Annotated in this window: 18 protein-coding genes; 8 read left to right on the forward strand and 10 right to left on the reverse strand. The window is 61.2% G+C overall.

The features are described from left to right. Positions 1–12: 12 nt before the first annotated feature. From EOB80_RS17730 to EOB80_RS17765, 8 genes are all read right to left on the reverse strand, one after another. Entirely contained in the window at positions 13–1,092 is a 1,080-nt protein-coding gene (locus tag EOB80_RS17730) for a glycosyltransferase (protein ID WP_127328799.1), read from the reverse strand. A gap of 74 nt (positions 1,093–1,166) precedes the next feature. Then, positions 1,167–1,616: a hypothetical protein gene (locus tag EOB80_RS17735; protein ID WP_127267655.1), complete on the reverse strand. Its 450-nt coding sequence runs from the start codon at positions 1,614–1,616 to the stop codon at positions 1,167–1,169. Between the two features lie 13 nt (positions 1,617–1,629). Then, positions 1,630–3,072 carry a GMC family oxidoreductase gene (locus EOB80_RS17740; RefSeq protein WP_127328800.1) on the reverse strand — a complete coding sequence of 481 codons (1,443 nt, stop codon included), beginning with the start codon at positions 3,070–3,072 and terminating at the stop codon, positions 1,630–1,632. Positions 3,073–3,161: 89 nt separating this feature from the next. After that, complete coding sequence (locus tag EOB80_RS17745; RefSeq protein ID WP_127267657.1) at positions 3,162–4,493, reverse strand: UDP-glucose/GDP-mannose dehydrogenase family protein; 1,332 nt, start codon at positions 4,491–4,493, stop codon at positions 3,162–3,164. A gap of 67 nt (positions 4,494–4,560) precedes the next feature. Further along, the gene (locus EOB80_RS17750) at positions 4,561–5,418 is read right to left on the reverse strand and encodes a family 16 glycosylhydrolase (RefSeq protein ID WP_127328801.1); all 858 of its coding nucleotides are present in this window, start codon (positions 5,416–5,418) and stop codon (positions 4,561–4,563) included. A gap of 149 nt (positions 5,419–5,567) precedes the next feature. After that, positions 5,568–5,963, reverse strand: coding sequence for a hypothetical protein (locus EOB80_RS17755; protein WP_127328802.1), 396 nt, complete (start codon positions 5,961–5,963; stop codon positions 5,568–5,570). A gap of 290 nt (positions 5,964–6,253) precedes the next feature. Then, positions 6,254–7,276, reverse strand: a complete 1,023-nt coding sequence (locus EOB80_RS17760; RefSeq protein ID WP_127328803.1) for a glycosyltransferase — start codon at positions 7,274–7,276, stop codon at positions 6,254–6,256. Positions 7,277–7,371: 95 nt separating this feature from the next. Then, positions 7,372–8,502, reverse strand: coding sequence for a nucleotidyltransferase family protein (locus EOB80_RS17765; protein ID WP_127328804.1), 1,131 nt, complete (start codon positions 8,500–8,502; stop codon positions 7,372–7,374). Positions 8,503–9,015: 513 nt separating this feature from the next. Here EOB80_RS17765 and EOB80_RS17770 point away from each other — a divergent pair. The 6 genes from EOB80_RS17770 to EOB80_RS17795 all read left to right on the forward strand — a co-directional run bounded on the left by EOB80_RS17770 (position 9,016) and on the right by EOB80_RS17795 (position 14,922). Further along, positions 9,016–9,168, forward strand: coding sequence for a lasso peptide (locus tag EOB80_RS17770; protein WP_013891488.1), 153 nt, complete (start codon positions 9,016–9,018; stop codon positions 9,166–9,168). Between the two features lie 137 nt (positions 9,169–9,305). Beyond that, positions 9,306–9,620 (forward strand): PqqD family protein, encoded by a 315-nt coding sequence (locus EOB80_RS17775; protein WP_127328805.1) that lies wholly within the window; start codon positions 9,306–9,308, stop codon positions 9,618–9,620. Then, entirely contained in the window at positions 9,604–10,167 is a 564-nt protein-coding gene (locus EOB80_RS17780; protein WP_127328806.1) for a lasso peptide biosynthesis B2 protein, read from the forward strand. Before EOB80_RS17775 ends, EOB80_RS17780 begins: the two co-directional genes overlap by 17 nt. Beyond that, positions 10,164–12,086: a lasso peptide isopeptide bond-forming cyclase gene (locus EOB80_RS17785; protein ID WP_127328807.1), complete on the forward strand. Its 1,923-nt coding sequence runs from the start codon at positions 10,164–10,166 to the stop codon at positions 12,084–12,086. Before EOB80_RS17780 ends, EOB80_RS17785 begins: the two co-directional genes overlap by 4 nt. Next, entirely contained in the window at positions 12,083–13,069 is a 987-nt protein-coding gene (locus EOB80_RS17790) for a serine kinase (protein WP_127328808.1), read from the forward strand. The genes EOB80_RS17785 and EOB80_RS17790 overlap by 4 nt, the downstream gene beginning before the upstream one ends. An 8-nt stretch (positions 13,070–13,077) precedes the next feature. Then, positions 13,078–14,922: an ABC transporter ATP-binding protein gene (locus EOB80_RS17795; RefSeq protein ID WP_127328809.1), complete on the forward strand. Its 1,845-nt coding sequence runs from the start codon at positions 13,078–13,080 to the stop codon at positions 14,920–14,922. Between the two features lie 96 nt (positions 14,923–15,018). On the opposite strand, the gene EOB80_RS17800 is transcribed toward EOB80_RS17795, so the two are convergent. Further along, positions 15,019–15,294 carry a hypothetical protein gene (locus EOB80_RS17800; protein WP_023811582.1) on the reverse strand — a complete coding sequence of 92 codons (276 nt, stop codon included), beginning with the start codon at positions 15,292–15,294 and terminating at the stop codon, positions 15,019–15,021. 601 nt (positions 15,295–15,895) lie between these two features. Between EOB80_RS17800 and EOB80_RS17805 the strand changes: the two genes are divergently transcribed. Both EOB80_RS17805 and EOB80_RS17810 read left to right on the forward strand, forming a co-directional pair. Then, a complete protein-coding gene (locus tag EOB80_RS17805; protein ID WP_023811581.1) occupies positions 15,896–16,573 on the forward strand; it encodes a sugar transferase in 678 nt (225 codons plus the stop codon). 100 nt (positions 16,574–16,673) lie between these two features. Then, positions 16,674–17,939: a polysaccharide biosynthesis/export family protein gene (locus EOB80_RS17810; RefSeq protein ID WP_164761652.1), complete on the forward strand. Its 1,266-nt coding sequence runs from the start codon at positions 16,674–16,676 to the stop codon at positions 17,937–17,939. Positions 17,940–18,130: 191 nt separating this feature from the next. Here the strand turns inward: EOB80_RS17810 and EOB80_RS17815 are convergent, their stop codons facing one another. Beyond that, positions 18,131–19,444 (reverse strand): O-antigen ligase, encoded by a 1,314-nt coding sequence (locus EOB80_RS17815; protein ID WP_127328810.1) that lies wholly within the window; start codon positions 19,442–19,444, stop codon positions 18,131–18,133. Between the last annotated feature and the right edge of the window lie 60 nt (positions 19,445–19,504).

Genomic DNA, 19,504 nt, shown 5'->3' on the forward strand with positions numbered 1-19,504 from the left:
CAGGCGGCGCCGTCAGGCCGCCTGCCGCGCGCGTTGCTGCATGGCCCTGTCCAGTATCGAGAAGAAGGTGATGAACTGGCGATCGGGGTCGAGTTCCGGGCGCCCCGCGAAGCTGCGGGCGAGGCTGGAAAGCCGGTCATATTCCTGGTTGTCGTTCCACAGCCGCCTGACGGCCGCGACCCAGTCGGCCAGCGGTGCATCATAATCCAGCACCACGCCACCGGAGCCGATCGCTTCGGGCAGACCGCCGCGCCGCGAGCCGACAACGGGGATTCCGCTGCAATGGGCCTCCGACGCGACGCGGCCCCAGGCCTCTTCCCACTTGCTGGGAGCAAGCAGGATCTTCGTGCGGCCGTAGACCGTCTTCATGTCGCTGGTGCGGCTCTCCAGGACGATATTGCCTAAGGGAGCGATCGTCTGTTCGATCCGCGCCCGATGATCGTCGTCGAGCTTCCAGCTTTCGACGAACAGGAATGGAATTTCGCGGCAGGCGCCGGCAATCCGCACCGCGAGCTCGAAACCCTTTTCCTCATAAGGGTTGATCAGCGTGACGAACTGGCCCGTCGTCGGCGTCGAGTAGTGCGCCGGGTTGATGGTTGGCGGGATCACCACCGCCTCGATGCCGAACTCCTGTCTGTAAGTACGTGCGGTGAAGTCAGAATTGGCGATGTAAAGCGCGGAATGCAATTCGCGCAGATCGCCGCCCAGTTCATGGAACTCGACATTGCGGAGATAGACGACCAGAGGCACGCCCTCCGCCTGCAGCGCCTTGCCGATCGGAACCGATTTGTGACACTGGACCACGGCGACATCGGGCTTCAGCCTCTCGACGGCATAGCCCGCTGCTTCCCAGGGAAACCAGGCCCGCACCACCGGATAGCCGGGATAGCTGTCGACAACCGCCGGCTGCCGCAGCAGCTTCATCTTGGCGCGCGCCTTGAAGCCGAAGACACCATCACCGAACAGGGCGGCGAGCACAGCGGCTTCATGACCGTGCTCGATCAGCTGTTCGGCCAGATGATGCGTGCTCGACTGAACGCCGCCGCTGAACTCGGGCGGGTAGCCGTTGCCGCCTGCAAAGAGAACTTTCATGATCGGGCTCCTTGTCGCATCTCGTATTCCTTGCTCGGAGACAACAGGCAAAGTCCGCCGCCTCGCTTTCGACGTCAGGCAAGTTTCGGCGGCTCCAGATTGGCGAAGGGATTGGTACACGATTGCCAGCCGGTAAATCGGATCGGGTCGTTGGGCGAACTGCGCCAGGCATAGTCCGTCAGCATATGGAATTCGGCGACCACCCAGCGGTCGAAATGCACCAGATCTTCCCGCTTTCGCTCGGGCAGCAGGCGGCGTGCTGCGCCCAATTTGAGTTCCTCCACCAGCGTGACGGCGTCGCTTAGTTTTTCGCTTGGAAAGTTCCACGGATTCCTGTTGCGGAACGCCAGCACGAACTGCTGCAGATGCTCGATGCGGATGTTCAACTTGCCAAGGTATTTTTCCAGCGTGACGCGCACCAGATCCTCGTCCGAGAACGAGGAAACGGCGGCGTAGGCGACCCCTGTCGAAACCACTCCGCCAGCCATGACGGCCAGGGCCGAGCGTCTGGAAATCTCGATCATGCGATACCTCCTTTCACGCGATCCGGCTCGCCGCCCGCAAGGACAGCGCTGCCGCGGTCAGGCTCGGGTTGGCGCAGGAGCAGCTCGGATAGGTGCTTGTGCCGACGACGACCAGATTTCTGAGCTGGTGGTGGATCATGCCGCTGTCGATGACCGAATCGGCTGGGCCCGTACCCATCCTCAGCGTGCCCTGGACGTGCGATTCGCTCGGCCGAATGCCGCGGTCGAAGAGCTTTTCGATCGGCAGCGGCGCCAGAAGGCCAGGCAATTTCTCCAGAGCGCGCGCCATGCCCTTCACCGCATAGTCCGATGGCGCCTTGAAGCTGACGAAGGCATTCTCATCCTCGTCAAGCGTGACGAAGTTCTCGGGATCTAGCAAGTCCTCGGTGACCACGACAAGCGGCAGCGCCTGGCGTAGCCGCCCTTTTTCGGCACGCAGTCCGTGTTGCCAGCGGTTCTCGAAATAGACCAGTGCCGCCGCATGCTCCGATCGGTGAGGACCATCATAGAGGCCGAAATTCAGGCCGGTGGTGATGGTGCTGCCATCGAAATTGTCGACGCCGTCCAGATAGACCTCGAAATTCCAGCCGTAGGATTCATGCAGGCCGCTGCCGACGAATTCGCCGCCCAGGCCGGATCGCAGCATGATCGCCGCGCTCTGGATGGCATTGGCGCCGAGAATGAAGAGATCGCCGCTGACCTGGTATTCCTTGCCGTCATGGCTGAACGTGACCGAACGGACAGCGCCGCCGACGTGATCGAGCCGGCGCACTTCCGCACCGAGGCAGACCGAGACGTCGGGATGCTCGAAGACGTGCATCAACCCGTTGTTGACGGTGAATTTGGCGTCGACCGGGCACAGCCAGCAACGCAGATTGGCACAGCACGAGGTGCGTTGTGATGTCGGCAGCCGCGCCCGCGCGGTTGGCATGACAAAGTGCTGGCCGGGCTGCGCCGCCTTCATCATCCTGTCCGGTGTCGACATGCGATGCGGCGGTTGCGGAAACGGCTTCGAGCGGGGCAGCATCGCCGCCATGTCGGGATCGCCGGAGATCGACATGATGTCTTCCGCGTCGCAATAGAACGGCTCGACGTCGTCATAGCTGATCGGCCAGTCATTGCCGATACCGTAGGTGCTTTTCAGCCGGAAATCATTGGGATGGAATCTTGGCGTCTGCGCGAACCAGCAGTTCGTCCCGCCACCCAGTCCGATCGTGTAGTTCCACGGCTTGTTGGAATTGGTCTTATAGGTCGTTTCGTCTTCGATGTCGGTGTTGACGTTCTGCTCGAGCTGCCATTCATGGGTGTTGTGGCGCCCCCACTCCAGCACCAGAATGCGTGCCTTTCGGCGCTTGGCGAACTCGTGCAGGAAGAAGGCCGAACCGAAGCCGGAACCGATCGCTACGAGATCGAAATGATCCTTGGTGATTTTCTCCGGATTTACGTCCAGCACCATCGGCTACAACTCCACACAGAAATACGCGCTCAGTCCCAGCGCCCGCAGGCCATGTGCGGACCGGTATTTCCGTCTGCCAGGGCCTGGTCTCATGCCGCCATTCTGCCGATCGAGTGATATTCGATGCCGTGGCGGGCGATGACCTTGGGGTCATAGAGGTTGCGGCCGTCGAAGATGACCGGCGTAATCAGCGCATCCTTCACCGCGTCGAAGGACGGCGCGCGAAAGCTCTTCCATTCCGTGGCGATCAGCAGCGCATCGGCACCGCGCAGCGCCGCCTCCTTGGTGCCGCACAGAAGCAGGTCGTCGCGCAGCCCGTAGATGGCCTGGCATTCCTGCATCGCCTCGGGATCATAGGCCTGCACATTGGCGCCGGCCTTCCAGAGCGCTTCCATCAGGACGCGCGCCGGGGCCTCACGCATGTCGTCGGTGTTGGGCTTGAAGGCCAGGCCCCAGAGCGCAAAGGTCTTGCCTTTGAGATTGCCCTTGAAATAGCGGTCCACCTTGTCGAAGAGAACCGATTTCTGTGCGTTGTTGCGCTCCTCGACGGCACGCAGCAGCTTGGCGTCAAATTTGACGCCTTCGGCGGTCTTGATCAGCGCCCGCACGTCCTTGGGGAAGCACGAACCGCCATAACCCAGACCCGGATAGATGAAATGGTAGCCGATGCGGGGATCGCTGCCGATGCCCTTGCGGACCTCCTCGATGTCGGCGCCGAGTTGTTCGGCCAAATTGGCCATCTCGTTCATGAAGCTGATCTTGGTCGCCAGCATGCAGTTGGCGGCATATTTGGTGAATTCGGCGCTTCGCACGTCCATCACGATCATCTTCTCGTGGTTGCGGTTGAACGGCGCGTAGAGTTCGCGCATCACAGCCTCGGTGTCCTCGCTGTCGGTGCCGACGATGATGCGGTCCGGCTTCATGCAATCGGCGACCGCGGACCCCTCCTTGAGGAACTCGGGATTCGAAGCGACATCGAAAGCCAGGTCCTCGCGGCCTCTTTTCTTCAACGTGTCGGCAATCCTGGCCTTCACCTTTTCGCAGGTGCCGACCGGCACCGTAGACTTGCCGACGACGATCTTGGGTTTGTCCATTTCGCGGCCGATGGTCTCGGCGACGGCCAGCACATATTTGAGATCGGCCGAGCCGTCCTCGCCCGGCGGCGTGCCGACCGCGATCATTTGGATCTCGCCATGCCTGACAGCGGCGGCGGCATCGGTGGTGAACTTGATGCGGCCGGCAGCATGGTTTTCCTTAACGAGGTTTTCCAAACCGGGCTCGAAAATGGGAACCAGGCCCTGGTTGAGCCGCTCGACCTTGGCGGCGTCGATGTCGACGCACACCACCTGGTGCCCGACTTCGGCAAGGACCGCAGCCTGCACGAGGCCGACATAGCCAATTCCAAACACCGTCAAATTCATTCGGTTTTATTCCCATGCAAGGCAGCGGACCGTTTTCGGTCCCGCCGGTTCAAATCGACTTTCCCAACTACTTTACACTGCATGCCAGCGATTCCGGAAATTGACAGGGTTCGCCGAGCGCCGTGAAGGCAACCCGCTCGATCTGCAGGGAAAGCTTGCGGCCCGGATCCGCGAACGCTCCCATCCAACCCTTCATCGTATCGCTGCCCCAAAAGCTGAAGAATATCTTCTGTGCATGGCTGGGCAGCTTCGCCGGGTCGGTAATCGTGTTCACCAACTGGCCGTTGACGTACCATCGCAAGCTGTCCTTCTGCCAGACGAAGGCGTAGTCGTTGAAGGCGTTCTCCGTGCCGCCAGGCACGTCGACCAGCTTCTCGTTCTTGCCCTTGCCCGCGATATAGGCATTGACCTGCACCTTGGAGGTGTCCTTGGTCAGCACCTCGAAGTCGATCTCGTCCCAGGGCTGCTTGTCGCTGGGACCGATATAGGTGAAGAACGCCGCGTTAAGGCCGGAGCCGGTATCGGTCTTCAGCCGTGCCTCATAGGTGCCGTAGCCGAAGCGCTGCTTGGTCTGGATCTCGCCGCAGACGTAGTCGCGATCCTTCAGCGTCTGCTTTTCGAAGCCGAGCGACAGCACATTATTCGACAGTTCGACCATGCCTTTCGACCAGGTGCAATTCTGATGGCTGCCGTTGTTCCAGCCGTCGGAAACATACCAGCGCGCGCGATCGAAGCTTTTGAAATCATCGACGAAGGACGGCGATGTCGGAATGTCCTGGGCGTAGGAAGGGGTTGCCAGGAAACCACCGAGAGCAGCCAGCAGCAACGCACCGAGCGACCCCAGCCGTCGCCAGGCGGCTTGTCCGGTCCGATATGCGAGAGGCGGCGCGTCAATTGCTGTCGTAGGTTTCGGATTCGACTTCATATCAAACTCACCTTTGCGCTGTGTGTCCCCAACCCAAAGTCGACGTGCGAACCGCTCCTGAACGGGCCAACCTTGACCTTCCCTGTGACCCTCTCGATTGCTTCCCGCCTTGCATCAAATCTGTTGCAACAGTTCCGAGCCTTCACGTTTCAACCTCTGTCGGCGCCTGCCGGCCAGGCGAATTCCGCCGAGGCGGCCGAATCGGCGTCCTCGTCGAAGACCATATCCAGCGAATGACGGAGCTCTTTCATCATGCCGTCCTGGCGCGACAGCGCTGCAATGCGGCGTTCGCAATTCAGGATCGACTGTGTCAGTGCGCTGACTTCCGAAGACCGCTTGTCGGACGCTGAGCCGTTTTCCATGGCTTCGACCAGGAAGGCGGCGTTGGTCGACGTTGTCCGGTAGCGATTCTCAAGCCCGATTCTCTCGGCCTCGATCTCGGCCGCAATCTGTTCGAACAGCTTTGCCAGACGATCAAGACGTGAAACATCGGCCTGCCGGTCGCGGGCCGGATCCCTTGATCTGAAACCGAATATCGAGGCCATGAACTCAGATTCCTGTCATCGCCGGCTTGTGGGCCGGGCTTCTGGCCGATCCCCGCAGCCGGGGCTCAAAAACTCGCCTTGCATTGTCCTGCTCCTCTGAAGGAGAGACATCGGACCAATCCGATCGGGGGCCAGTTCGGCTGGTCGTCCAATATGCTGCACCGCAACATAGACTGCCATCGTCGGAGCCGCGAGGCAACCACCCAATTCGTAAACTCATAAATCCAGCCGAAATGGTTTGCGTGATGACGTGTCGCGAGCGGACAAACCGCAGGCCTCGGGCCTCGCTCTCAGCGTTCCTTGCCCATGCTGGTTCCAGCCATCAGAAAGCGCCGCGGCGGCACAGGCTTTTGGCTGGACATAAGGCCGACGCGACGAAACAGCGCCTCGAGCTTGTCGGAAGCCACGCCCTGGACGATGGGGACGAGGTTGGACAGGCTGGCGAAAGCGTAAGCCGCGGCCGATGCCAGCCCCCGCTCAGCCTTGACGTCAAGGAAATTGCGCAGCCGATATTTGTCGCGCACGTGCCGTTCATGCCGCCGCAGCACCGCCTTCGAGCCTTCCGGCAGACTGTCGATCGCCAGCAGCGCCAGATCCGCATCGGCCAAACGCTTCAGGTCCTGAGTCTTGTGGCGGCCGCTCAAAGAATCGGCGCGGACGACGGCGCCGTAGCCGCAGGAGCGAATGACCTTGAACCGCGCCCCGCATGCGACTGCGCGGGCGTAGAGTTCATAGTCCTCGCCCAGCCGCAGGCTCTCGTCGTAGCTCAACCCGTGGCGGTGGAGGAAGGCACGGCTTATCACCGGCTTCAAGAAGCCCAGTTCGCCCCTCTGCACGCGGCGCCTGGAGATGTTGCCTTCGACGAAGCGCTCGAAATCGAGGAATTCCGGATCGGCGGCAAATTGCGGCGCCACGATTTTCGTCGCGTCGCCCGTCGCATCATCCCTGATCAGCATGATGTTGTCGGCTGCGAAATCCCAATCGGCGCCGGCAAACAGGTTGCGAAACCGGCCTTCGAGGAAAAAATCGTCGGCATCAAGAATGCTGATGAACGGCGATTTCGAGCCGGCGATGGCTGCGTTGCGGGCAAAGGAGGGGCCGCGATTGACATCGAGGCGCATCACGGAGAGCCGCCCGCTGCCATCATCGGCGGATCGTGCGACATCGGCGGTGTCGTCGGTAGAGGCATCATCGACAACGACGACCTCCGCCACTTCCGGTTCGCGCAACGCGGATGCGATGGCGACGGCGATTGTCGCTGCCGCGTTTTTTGCCGCGATGATCACGCAGACCTCGGATTTCGTCATCGACATGGATTTGCCTCTCGTACAGGTAATATCGATTTGCCCTCGCCCCGTACTCCTTCGATGCCCTACAGAATTGCCATCAGCACCCAATTTGCCTTCATTCAGCGACTCCCCGGCCGCTCGAAGATGCGGCGGCTGATATCGGCGGACGCCGCCCAGCCGGCTTCGGCCAGATAGCGGACCGGCGCGCGGCCGCACAGTTCCCACAGCACCGTTCGCCGCTGTGGCCACCGCAGCGACGGCAGCCATGGCGCGATGACCATGCTGAGCAGATCCTCATTGCCGATGCGCGACAGGATCCTGGTCGCGCGCTGCGACAGCAGCGTGCCAGCGCCGCCGAGTAGCACATCGGCGGCGCGCAGGCCAAGCAGCAGCGTGTCGTCCAAACCTTGCACGGTTGCGGCATCGAGCAAACGCTGCTGATCCCCCTCGTCGAGGCGGGCGGCGCTGGCACCGATATCACAGACGTAGCCCGCGCAGGGTTCCCGGTTGAAAAGTGCCTTGGCGACGCTGATGCAGGACAAAAGCAAAGTATCGGCCACCGAGGTGAACGGCACCGTCGCACCGGCGATTTCGACCTGTCGCTTGCGCCGCAGAAACCCGTCCGCGTCGCGCGGGCTTGGCGAGCCGGGCTGCTGAAGGCGGTAATGGAGATCTACCGTGGACGACCTCGGCCCGTCGTCCCGGGTCATGTGCTGTTCGCCGAGGAAGCGGACCCACCAGACGGAGTTCGACTTGCCTGATACCTCATAACCGATCTTGCGAAGCGCATCACGCGCCCTGAAAAATCCGAGCGGCGAAACCAGAATGTCGACATCGCCGGACGGCTTCATGAAGTGGTCGTCGTAGAGAAGCTGCTGCTGGAACGGACCCTTCAGAAAAACAAAATCGATCTCGCTGGCGCGCAGCACATCATGGACCGCCATGGAATCCATGATGCAGGACGCGTTCATCGAAACCGTTCTCCTGCGGTAGGTGTCGAGCCATCGGAAAAGCTCAGGCGGCCTCTCAAGCGCGGGTGCGCGCGAAAGGGCCTTGAGGACAAAGGTGGCGACCTTGTTCAGCCTGGCGATGTCGGCAATTTTGGCACCGTCCAGATCACGCATCGAAATGTCGCCCGCGCCGGCGTGCGGCCCGGCAAAATACAATCGCAGGCAGGCCTGCACGTAGGCCACCTCGTCGGCACAGCCGGCGGCGCGCAATCGTTCGTATGAGCCGTCAGGCAAGGCCATTTAGCGCACAATCTCCCAAGAAAGCGGTTTGCGCGAACACTTATGCTGCATGTGCGAAGCAAACATCACCAAAAACCTCGATGCCGTAAAGCCTTTCCTTTTGCAGTGCGAATTTTTGCAACCGAAAGCGCCTATCGAGATCGTCGTAAAGAAGTGAGAACCGCGGCTGAGATATCCTTGCCAGGTCTTTTAGCCGATCCCCGGCCGAATTTTCCAAACAGAAAATTCTTTCCATTAGCGAAGCCTAAAAATAAGCACAAAGCAAACGATTTATGCAAGCAAAATCATATGCTTAAAGAATCAGCACAGGCGCTGCCATCATGCCCAAGGAATCGGCTAAAAAGTGACAAGTTTTAGGCATGGCCGCTCATGTCCTGACGCCAGCAACGTAATTGATTAACGGAAAGTAAAACAGTCTTGACTCATAAATGCTGCCGTGCAGCTATTGCATTGCAGCATAAAAGTGCTGACGGCACTCGACAGGCCGTTTCCAGTCCTAAATCGGAGAGTAAAATGGAACAGAATGTTGAAAAGCATGAATACGAGACACCAAGCCTGACGGTTCATGGTTCGATTGAGACCATCACCCAGGGTGGCGGCGGCAACACGGCGATCGACGCATCGTTCCCCGCGCACACGCCGATCGGCGACCTGACGTTCTCCTGAGACTTATAGCCGTTTCCAGAGTGACATTTTGGGACTCTGGATTCAAAAGCAGACGTAAGAGGGGTCGGGGGGCCAGCCTCCCGACTTCTCCTGCGCCAACCGGAGATGTCGAAGCGTTTTGTCAGTGAGGTGCGGGGATGAACGGGAAGCTATCCGACCATGATCTGGCCGACCACGATAGCGTGAGTGCGACCAAGGATGCCGTGGCTTGCGAGTTCGGCGATGGCTTGGCGCTGCTCAATCTCAAATCCAATGTCTACTACAGCCTGAATGGCGTCGGCGCCTTCATCTGGGATTTGATCCAGGAGCCCCGGTCGATCGGCGAGATCCGCAGCGCCGTGCTTGCGTGCTATAATGTCGACCCGGTGCGCTGCCAGGCCGATGTCGACGCATTGCTGAAGGGCCTGACCGATAATGGGCTTGCGAGACGGCATCATGAGGCACTTGTCTAAGTCGGCCCAGCACAAGGCGCTGGTTTCGCAGGCCATAGTTTCGCGGGCCCTGGTTTCGCGGGCCACGGCTTTACGGCAGGAACCCGCGAGGGAAACAGGCCTCAAGCAGTCGAAGCGCGGCGAAAGCCGGCACGGGCTGGTCAGGATTTTCTCCCTGAGCGGCTCGGAAATGATCTTCCTTGGCCATTGCCTGCTGGTGGTGGCGACAGTTCGGCTGGGGCTGACGCTGCTGTCCTACAATCGTGTACGCAGCCTGGTGACGCGCCTAGACGCGCGGCAGTGCGCTTCAATGGGCGAACTGCGGCGTGTCGCCTGGGGCGTTGCCGCCGCGGCCCGTTTCGTCCCTTACGCTACGTGCCTGACCCAGGCGCTCTCCGGCCAGTATATTCTCGCCCGCCAAGGCAATGAATCGACGATACGCATCGGCATCGAACGTGGTACGGGCGAGCAGTTGAAAGCACATGCCTGGCTGGTCAGCGACAACCATATCGTGCTTGGCGGATCGATCGACGGCTTCGCCCATCTCGTCGACCACAGCAGCCGATGAGCGGCGTCGCTGGAATCCTGCTGCGCGGAGCACACGCACCGGCGGTCGCGGCGGCAGACATTCAGCAAATGCTGGCGCGCATGCGCCATCGCGGTCCCGACGGCAGTTCTTGGTGGCTGGACACCAGCATCGCCCTTGGCCACGCCTGGCTCAACACATCGGATGAGGTCGGCCCAGGCCCTTTTACGATGGCTGGCGGCCGGCTCGCCATCACCGCCGATTGCCGGCTGGACAACCGTGACGAGTTGCTGGCCAGGCTCGGTATCCGCGACCAGTCGGTGGCCGACGCGATCGTGCTGATGCGGGCCTATCTGCGTTGGGGCGAAGCCTGTCCGGAGCATCTCCAAGGCGATTTCGCGTTCGCCATCTGGGATGACGAGCGGCAATCGCTGTTTTGCGCGCGCGATCATTTTGGCGTCAAGCCGTTCTACTACCACGCGGCGGACCGGCGTTTTGCCTTCGCGTCCGAGATCGGGCCGATCCTGGGCGTCGAAGGTATCCGCGCACGTGTCAGCGAGCGCCAGATCTCCGGCTTCCTGGCCGGGCTTCCCGACGACCCGCAGTCGACCCCCTACAGCGATATATTCAGCCTGCCGGCCCGCCACAGCCTGACCGTCACCGCGCAACAGGTGATGTTGCGTCGATACTGGCAGATCGAGCCGTCGGCGCGGCCCTTGCGGTCGGATGCATCGGAGGAATTCGCCCATCTGTTCTCGCAATCGGTGCGCAACCGCATGCGAGGGACCTCGGCAGTCGGCGCAATGCTGAGCGGCGGCCTCGATTCCTCATCTATCGCCTGTGTCGCCGGCCTGCAGAATGCCGCTGCGCGCAAGCCGAAGCTGCCGACCTTCTCGCTGATTTTCGAGAAGGGCTCGCCGATGGACGAGCGGCCCTTCATCGATGCCGTTCTCGACCAGCAGAAGGTCGACGCGACACTGATCCCGGTCGGCAACTATGCCCCATTCGCCGAATTCGAACGCGTGCTGGAGGAACAGGAAGGAACGTTCCTGGCGCCGGGCCTGACGCTCACCCGCGGTGTCTACCGGACTGCCGGCGCCAAGGGCATCAAGGTGCTGCTGGACGGCCATGGCGGCGACGAGGTCGTTTCCCAAGGCCATGGTCACCTGCACGAGCTTGCGAATGGCGGCCGATGGATGGATCTGTGGCGCGAGGTCCGCAGCGCCTCCAATACCTATGGCGACAGCACGCTTGGCCTTTATCTCCAGTTCCTGACCCTCTACGGGCCGGCCTGGCGCATCGCCAAGCTGAGGCATCTGGCCAACCGTGCCCTGAACAGGATCCGCAAGCCCACGCACGTGCAGCGCGTACGAAGCTGGCGCGACCTGATCAATCCGGACCTTGCCAAGCGCACCGAACTTGTCGACCGGTTTCACCGGGCCGGCTATATGCCGCCCGGCGTTCAGGCCAGCGACGCCTTGAGCCATCGCTGGATCCTGTCGAACGGCTATGTCCCGCATGCTTTCGAGGTTCTCGACAAGGCCGCCGCCAATTTCGGCGTCGAGCCGCGATACCCATTCTGGGACAAGCCGCTGGTCGAGTTCTGCCTGGCATTGCCGGGCGAGGAGAAGCTGAGCCACGGCTTTGGTCGCTATGTGCTGCGTCGCGCCATGCAAGGCGTATTGCCGGAGGCGGTGCAGTGGCGACGCGACAAGATCGACTTCACCGCCAATCTCGTCAACGGCATGCTGCGCAATCATCGCGACCTCCTGGAACAGCTGCTGGTCTCGGATGCAGGCCGCATCGCGCCTTATGTCAATCTGCCGCAAGTGAGTGCTGCCTATGCGCGACTGCTGCGCCAGCCCGATCAGGCAGCCCCCCTGGATGTCCAGTATGTCTGGCGCTCGGCCTCGCTGTCGCTCTGGCTGCGGCAACTCCAGCACGGCGGGAGCCCCACGTGATGCCGCGCAACGAGCCGATGGCCGCATACAGTGATAATCCCCGTCCGCATGGCCGGGCCATGCGAGAACGCCGCTTCTACCGCGCCTATGGTCTGACCATCGCGTCGGAGGTGATGTTGCCCGAACTGCAGCCGGCGCCGCCCGGGGCGGCGGATGTCGTGATCGCCGTCGGCGCGATCGACCTGCCAAAGCCGGCGCCCGAAGCCGCGACCGACTTTCGCTTCGAGGCGGACCGGCAATATCTGGCCTGGCATGCCGTGGGCGCGTTCCTGATCACCGATTCCAACCGTATCGACATTGAACCGGCGCCCGGCGTCGACGACGCGCTGCTGGCGTTTCCGCTGCTCGGCCCGGTCATGGCGCTGCTCTTGCACCGGCGCGGCCTGCTTGTCCTGCATGCCAGCGCCATCGCCGCCGCCGGCACGAGCGCCATCTTCATGGGTGACAAGGGTGCCGGCAAGTCGACGACCGCAAGTGCGATGATCCGGGCCGGGCATCGACTGCTTACCGATGATGTGGTGGCGCTGGACCTCGCCAATCCGAGTGAGCCAATGACCGTTCCGGGCTTTCCGCAGATCAAGCTGGCGGCCGACGCCGCGGCGGCGATCTCGCTCGGGGAAGCGGAAGTGCGGCCGCAAGTGCATCCGGCGATCGACAAGATGCAGCATCGCCTGAACGGTGACTTTTCGGGCGATAAGGTGCCGGCGACCAGGATCTATATCCTCGAGCGCGGCGAAAGGGCTGGCATCACGCCCTTGCCCGCCATTGCCGCCCTGCCGGCCATCATCAAATTCTCCTATGTGACGCGCTTCGGCCGCGCGGCCCTCCCCGACGACTTCGCGGCGGCGCATCTTCAGCAATGTTCATGGATTGCTAACCATATCGGCGTGTACCGGCTGGAAGTCCCGACGGGCCTGGACAGGATCGGCGAAGCCGTGGAGCTGATCGAAAAGGATCTGTCGGCTGGCAGCCGGCGGTCGTGAGCGCAACCATGTCGAAGTCCCCAACCCTTCGCCTGTCGCTGTTTCGAGAAATTGCCGCATTCGGCGCCGCCATTGCCCGGATCGGCGGCCGGCGAACATGGACGGCGCTTTTCTTCCTCATCCTCGGCAGCCTGACCGAGGGCATCTCCATCCTGCTGCTCATCCCGCTGCTGCATCTGGTCGGACGCGCCGACCAGGATTTCGCTGTTCGGCTGCCCAACAATGATTTCGTGCGCTGGCTGGTGCCTGACGGCACGCTGCAACTGACGACCGTGCTTTGCATGCTGGTCGGGCTTGTTGCAGCGCAGGCGGCGTTCAATCGCTTCAAGTCGGTCTACATGGCCAAATTGCTGTTCGATTTCGTCAACCGCGTTCGCATGAACCTGTTCGAAAGCATCGGCAAGGCACGCTGGGGCGTTTTTACCCGCATGCGCAGTTCCGATCTCGATCATGCCCTGACCGGCGACATCGACCGCGTCCAGGGCGCGGCGTTCTCACTGCTGATGCTGGTGCAGATCGCCGTTCTTCTGGCTGGCTATCTCCTGGTTTCCATGTTCATCTCGCCGGTCATGACGCTGTTTGCCGTCGTCATCGGCATGCTGATGTTCGTGGCGCTGCAGCCCTTCCGGACACGGGCCACTGCCTTCGGCCGTGTGCTGACCGCCAATCGACAGGATCAGTACCGGACGGTCTCGGAATTTCTCGGCGGCATCAAGGTGGCCAAGAGCCTGAACGTCGAGGACAGCTATTTCGCGCAGTTGCGGTCGACGCTTGAGAAGATGAAGGCCGACAATATCGACTATGTGCGCAACAGCACCATCGGCACCGCGGTATTCCAAGTGGCGAGCGTGGTGGGCCTGAGCCTGTTCATCTATGTGGCTTTGGTTCGCTTCAACCTGTCGCTGGCCGAGATCGTCGTCCTGCTCCTGGTCTTCATGCGCATCGCGCCGCGCTTCATGGACATGCAGACGCAAGCCCAGCAAGTGCTGATCAACCTGCCCGCCTTTACGGCAATGCGCAGCCTGCAGGCACGTTTCGATGCCGAACGCGAACCAGGCCATACCGAGTTCGCCGACGCCGGGACACTCTCCCTCAATACGGGATTGAATATTCGCGGTGTCTCCTTCGCCTATGGAGATGCTGGCGACAAGGTGGTGGTGAGCGGCATCACCTTCGGCCTGCCCGCCGGCAAGGTCACCGCCCTGATCGGCCCGTCCGGATCGGGCAAGAGCACGATCGCCGATATGCTGCTTGGCCTGCTGGAGCCCACCACCGGCATGATGCTTGTCGACGGCGTCGAGATCGATGCCAGCAATCGCCGTCGCTGGCGCGACCAGGTGGCCTATGTGCCGCAGGACGTGTTCCTCCTGCACGACACGATCGCGGCGAACCTGCGCCTTGCCGCGCCACGGGCCAGCGATGGCGACCTGTGGGCCGCGCTGCATCAGGCGCACGCCGGCGAGTTTGTCGAACGGCTCGACCTCAGGCTCGAGACGGTGGTCGGCGATCGCGGCGTGCGGCTCTCGGGCGGCGAACGCCAGCGCATCGCGCTCGCGCGCGCGCTGCTGCGCAAGCCGTCACTGCTCATCCTGGACGAGGCGACCAGCGCGCTCGACTGGCAGAACCAGTCGCTGATCGCCAGGTCGATCGACGGATTGCGCGGCACGATGACGATCCTGACCATCGCGCACCGGCCGTCGATGATCGCCTTCGCCGACTGGGTGGTGGCGATGGAAAACGGCCGTATCGTCGAGGTCGGCCAATATCAGCGGCTGAAGGAAAAAAACGGCAGCCGGTTGTCGAGGATGCTGTCGGGGGAACAGTCAGAGAGCGAACCCGCCGATGTCGCGTGAGCCGGCGACAAGACGCGCCGAAACGGATTCACGCGGCGCCTAGTCTCTTGTTTCGAAGCATGCCTACAAACCGGGGGCAGGTTTGAGCAATCTGCATCAATGCAGGCCGCGCCTGGCACCGCCCAGCTTCTCGCTTTCGGCGACCTCTGGTGCGTTCAGTTTGCGCTCGGCGTCACGGGCTATGTCGGCAGGCGTCGGCGCGCTCCTGGCGATCATGGTGTAGATGAGCACGAAATAGCCGGCCTGAATGATCACGGCGCAGATGATGACGCGCACCAATATCGTGCCTATCGACGCTCCGCCCAGCCAGGACCAGCCGACGACGATCGCCAGAGCGAAAATCATCCCGAGGATGAATTTTGGAAGTGCCATACCCAACAGCCCATAAACCGGCTCGGGTATTATCACGATTGCCCCACCCGAGCGCCGTCCCTTGTCATGTGGGCTTGTTAAGGTCGCCCACTCTCGACCGGTTGCTTCCGGCCTTTTCCACCTGTCGTCACCGTGACAGGTATAATTTGCAATTCTATTAAGGCGAGCAATAGGCGGCAAGGGCAACTTCGGATATTTTTGATCGAGCTTTTGCGATCGACTCTGCCATGCTGCAATGCACGCAACGGGAGCTAAGCCGACCTCCTCTCCTCGGCATTTTTCAGTAAGATAGACAATATTAAGTAGTATTTTATACGGTTTTCACCAAGCATCAGGGCATGATAAAGCACTAATTTGCAGCTTGCCTTGGCAAATAGGTAGGTCCGCCTAAAAACCGCCCCACAAAGGCCTCTATTTTTTCGGCCGTGCCCATTTATTGTCACAAATGTGCTAAATACGCCGAAATTTGTGCATGACAAGCTTATTATTTAGTCAATTCATGACGTGACTATTTCAATGGGGTGGTAAATTGTGTGTTGCGCTGCAACATTTTTTTGGTATCGTGCGCTGAACCATTCGTTCAACGCATGGAGTTTACGGCATGAGGGACGTTGCCAAGTCGGCCACGGCGAGCTTTTCGCAGGCTGACATCGATTTTCCGCCACCGATCGGCGGCTTGCTCAAACGCAGCTTCGATATCGCCGGTTCACTGATTGGACTGATCGCACTCAGCCCGCTGTTTGTCATGATAGCGCTGCTGGTCAAGTTTTCCGACGGCGGCTCGATTTTCTACGGTCACAGGCGAATTGGACGCGGCGGGCGGATTTTTCCTTGCCTGAAGTTCCGCACCATGGTTCCGGACGGCGACAGGGTATTGGCAACCTATCTCGCCACCAACCCGGACGCCAACGCGGAATGGATCGCCACCCGCAAGCTGAAGAACGATCCGCGCGTTACCCGTGTCGGAGCTGTGCTGAGGAAACTCAGCCTCGACGAGCTGCCGCAGATCATCAACATCCTGCAGGGCGACATGAGCCTTGTCGGCCCTCGTCCGGTCGTGCGCGACGAGCTGGAGATCTATGGCACGTCCGCCGTCTATTACCTGAAATCCCGCCCGGGCCTGACCGGCCTGTGGCAAGTCAGCGGCCGCAACGATGTGTCCTATGACAGCCGCGTCGCCTTCGATCGCCACTATGTCGAGAACTGGTCGCTGTTCGAGGACGTTCGCATCATCATCAAGACCGTCCCGGCCGTCTGGATGTCGCGTGGTTCTTACTGACCGGCCGGTGGCCAATGCCAGACATTGGCATCGGCCATTCGACGCAAGCTCATCGGGCGATGGGGCTATAGCGGATCGGAACGTTGAGTTGAAAACAGATTTGTTCGAAGCCTTTCGCAGCGGCCCGGATTCCGGCCGGCTGCGGCGGGCGCGTTTGCTGGCCACATGCCTTGCCATGGCGCTCGTCGTCCCGCACATCGCCGCCGCCGGCGACTATCGCCTCGGCTCGCAAGACAAGCTCACCATCCGCGTCGCCGAATGGCAGACAGTCGAAGGCACATTTCGTGATTGGTCGGCGGTGAATGGCGAGTACACGGTCGGTCCATCCGGTACGCTGTCGGTGCCGTTCGCCGGCGAGTTGCCGGCATCCGGCAAGACCACGTCCGAAATCGCGGCGGCGATCGGCGAGGCGCTGCAGAAAAAGCTCGCTTTGTCGGACCGACCGGAAGCCTCGGTCGAGATGGCGCAGTTCCGGCCCTTCTACATTTCGGGCGAAGTCCAGAACCCAGGCCAATTTCCTTATGTCCCGGACCTGACGGTGTTGAAGGCGATCAGCGTCGCCGGCGGCATCAGGCGCAACGCCGACTACGGCCCCCAGCTCGGCAAGGACCTGGTCACCGCCAAGGGCATGTTCGACATCTCCGACGACCAGCGCATCCGACTGATCGTAAGGCGCGCCCGCATCGATGCGGATATGGCCGGCAAAGCGAGTTTCGACGTGCCGAAGGAGGTCGAGGGCGATCCGAGACTGCCGGCCATCGTGGCGGACGAGATGACGATTCTGACGGCCGACCAAAAGGCGCTGAAGCTGAAACTCGAGGCGCTCGACGACCTGAAGGGGGTTTTGGAATCTGAAATCGAGTCGCTGCAGAAGAAGATCGTCAATCAGCAGCAGCAGGTCGACTTGGCGCAGCAGCAACTCGCCAGCATTGGTCCGCTGGCGCAAAAAGGCCTGATCGCCAATGCCCGACTGCTGGATTCGCGCCAGTCCGTGGCCGACCTGCAGGGCAAGATCCTGGACTACGAAACCGCCATCCTCACCGCCAAGCAGGCGATCAGCAAGGCGAAGCAGGATGCTATCGATGCCCAGAACACCTTGAGTTCAAGTCTCGCCACTGACCGGCAGCAGACCGAGGCCGACCTGAACGAGGCCGCGTTGAAGGTGAACATGCAGAAAGGCCTGATAGCCCAGGCCAGCGATCCCGCGATGGCGGCCGCTATGACAAATGATCAGCAGCCGACCCTGCTCTATTCACTGGTGCGCAATGTCGACGGCAAGACCACCGAAATAGCCGCCAAGGAAGAAACTCCGGTGCTGCCTGGCGATGTGATCAAGATCAAGCTGGCGCCGCTGGCCAGCCAATAGACCGACTTCCAACACGATCCAGTGTTTCGAGCCAGAGCCTCACCCGACAAATCGGGATGAGGCTCTGGCTCAGTTGTTTGAACATCTCCCTGCGGAAACCATAATAGCCGTCTCGGGATCGAGGCTTCCCGTCCGAGCACATGCTTGCTCAAAAAAGGAAGGCCGCTCCCTTCAGCCCGCGAGATGATAGTTTATGAGGGACCTGCGCCCGCCGGATGGCCGGTATACCGAGGCCAGTCAGTCTCGCCCCCGGCCGCGTCAGCCGGCTCCAGAGCCGGTGACCGCCGCCTGCGGGTAACGGGCAGCCGCACCAGCTTGAAGAAGCTGAAATACATCAGGAAAGAACCCATGATGTAGGGGTTCAGTATCTCGACCTCGACGAAGGAGCGGATCAGCAGCAGGACCATCACGCCGAAAAGGATCACCGAGTCCGCCTGCCATGCCTTGAAGATCACCGCAGAGACGTGGCCGTAGAGCGTGCGCAGCATGATCAGCGACACCAGCGTCGCTCCGACGAAGCCGAGTTCGACGAGGGCCTCGATATAGGTGTTGTGGAAGTGGAAGCCGGTGCGGGTGGTGATGTAGAATTCGTTCCACAGCCGCTCGGCTTCAGCGAAGCCCTGCACCCAATAGGCGGCATAGCCGACGCCGAGAATCGGCGATTTCTGGACCGTGTTCCAGCCTTGCTCCCACAGATAGGTTCGCCCGGTCAGCGTCGAATCCTTGCCGAAGAGGCCGAGGACGAAGTCCATCAGCCCGAGATTCAAGGCGACGAAGGCCGTCACGACCAGCAGGCCGGCGCCGATCAGGAAGATGACCCGGCGATAGCGGCGTGACAGAAGTTTGCTCATCGCAAGAAGCGCCACCAGCGCCAGCACCGCGGGTATCGACGCCATCGAGGTGGCGGAATGCGAAGCGACCAGAACATAGGCCGACAGTAGCACGACGGGCACCGCCAGGATGAAGCTGAGCCGGCCGCGCCTGTAGAAGGCAAGGAAGACAACGCAGAAATAGATGCCGAGCGAGCCGACAAAGCCGATCTGATTCTTGGAGGCGAAGGCGCCGACGAAGTTCACGGTGCCGTCGAGGACATCCTCGGAATAGTTCCCGACCTTCAGCGAATAGAGAAGGACGACGAATATTCCGATCAGCGCCCCTATGGTCAGCGTGCGCACGCTGACGGTGCGCGCAGCTACGTAGGCGCAGGCAATATGGGAAAAATACTGGACCGACGTCCTTGCGGTGACGCCGGGAGCCTGTGACCAGAAAACCGAGAAGCAGATATAGGCCGCAAACAGCAGCGGCAGCCAGGCGCTGGACAGATGCCGCAGAAACCGCCGGTAGTCGACCAGGATGAGCGGAAGCCAGACCGCATAATAGGCCAGGATCAAGATTTGGCCGAAGATGACCGAATAAGAAAACGCCCAGATCGAAACGGCTACGGCAAAGGCGCCATAGACCGAATTCTTCTCGGGATCGATAAGCAGGGACTTTGGAATCTTCATCTCAGGGTTCCGCCGACACGACCCAGGGCCGGCAAGCCATGAGCCGGCCGGAATCTTCGC

Origin of the sequence: Mesorhizobium sp. M7A.F.Ca.MR.245.00.0.0, from assembly GCF_003997415.1 — a bacterium.
Lineage (GTDB): Bacteria > Pseudomonadota > Alphaproteobacteria > Rhizobiales > Rhizobiaceae > Mesorhizobium.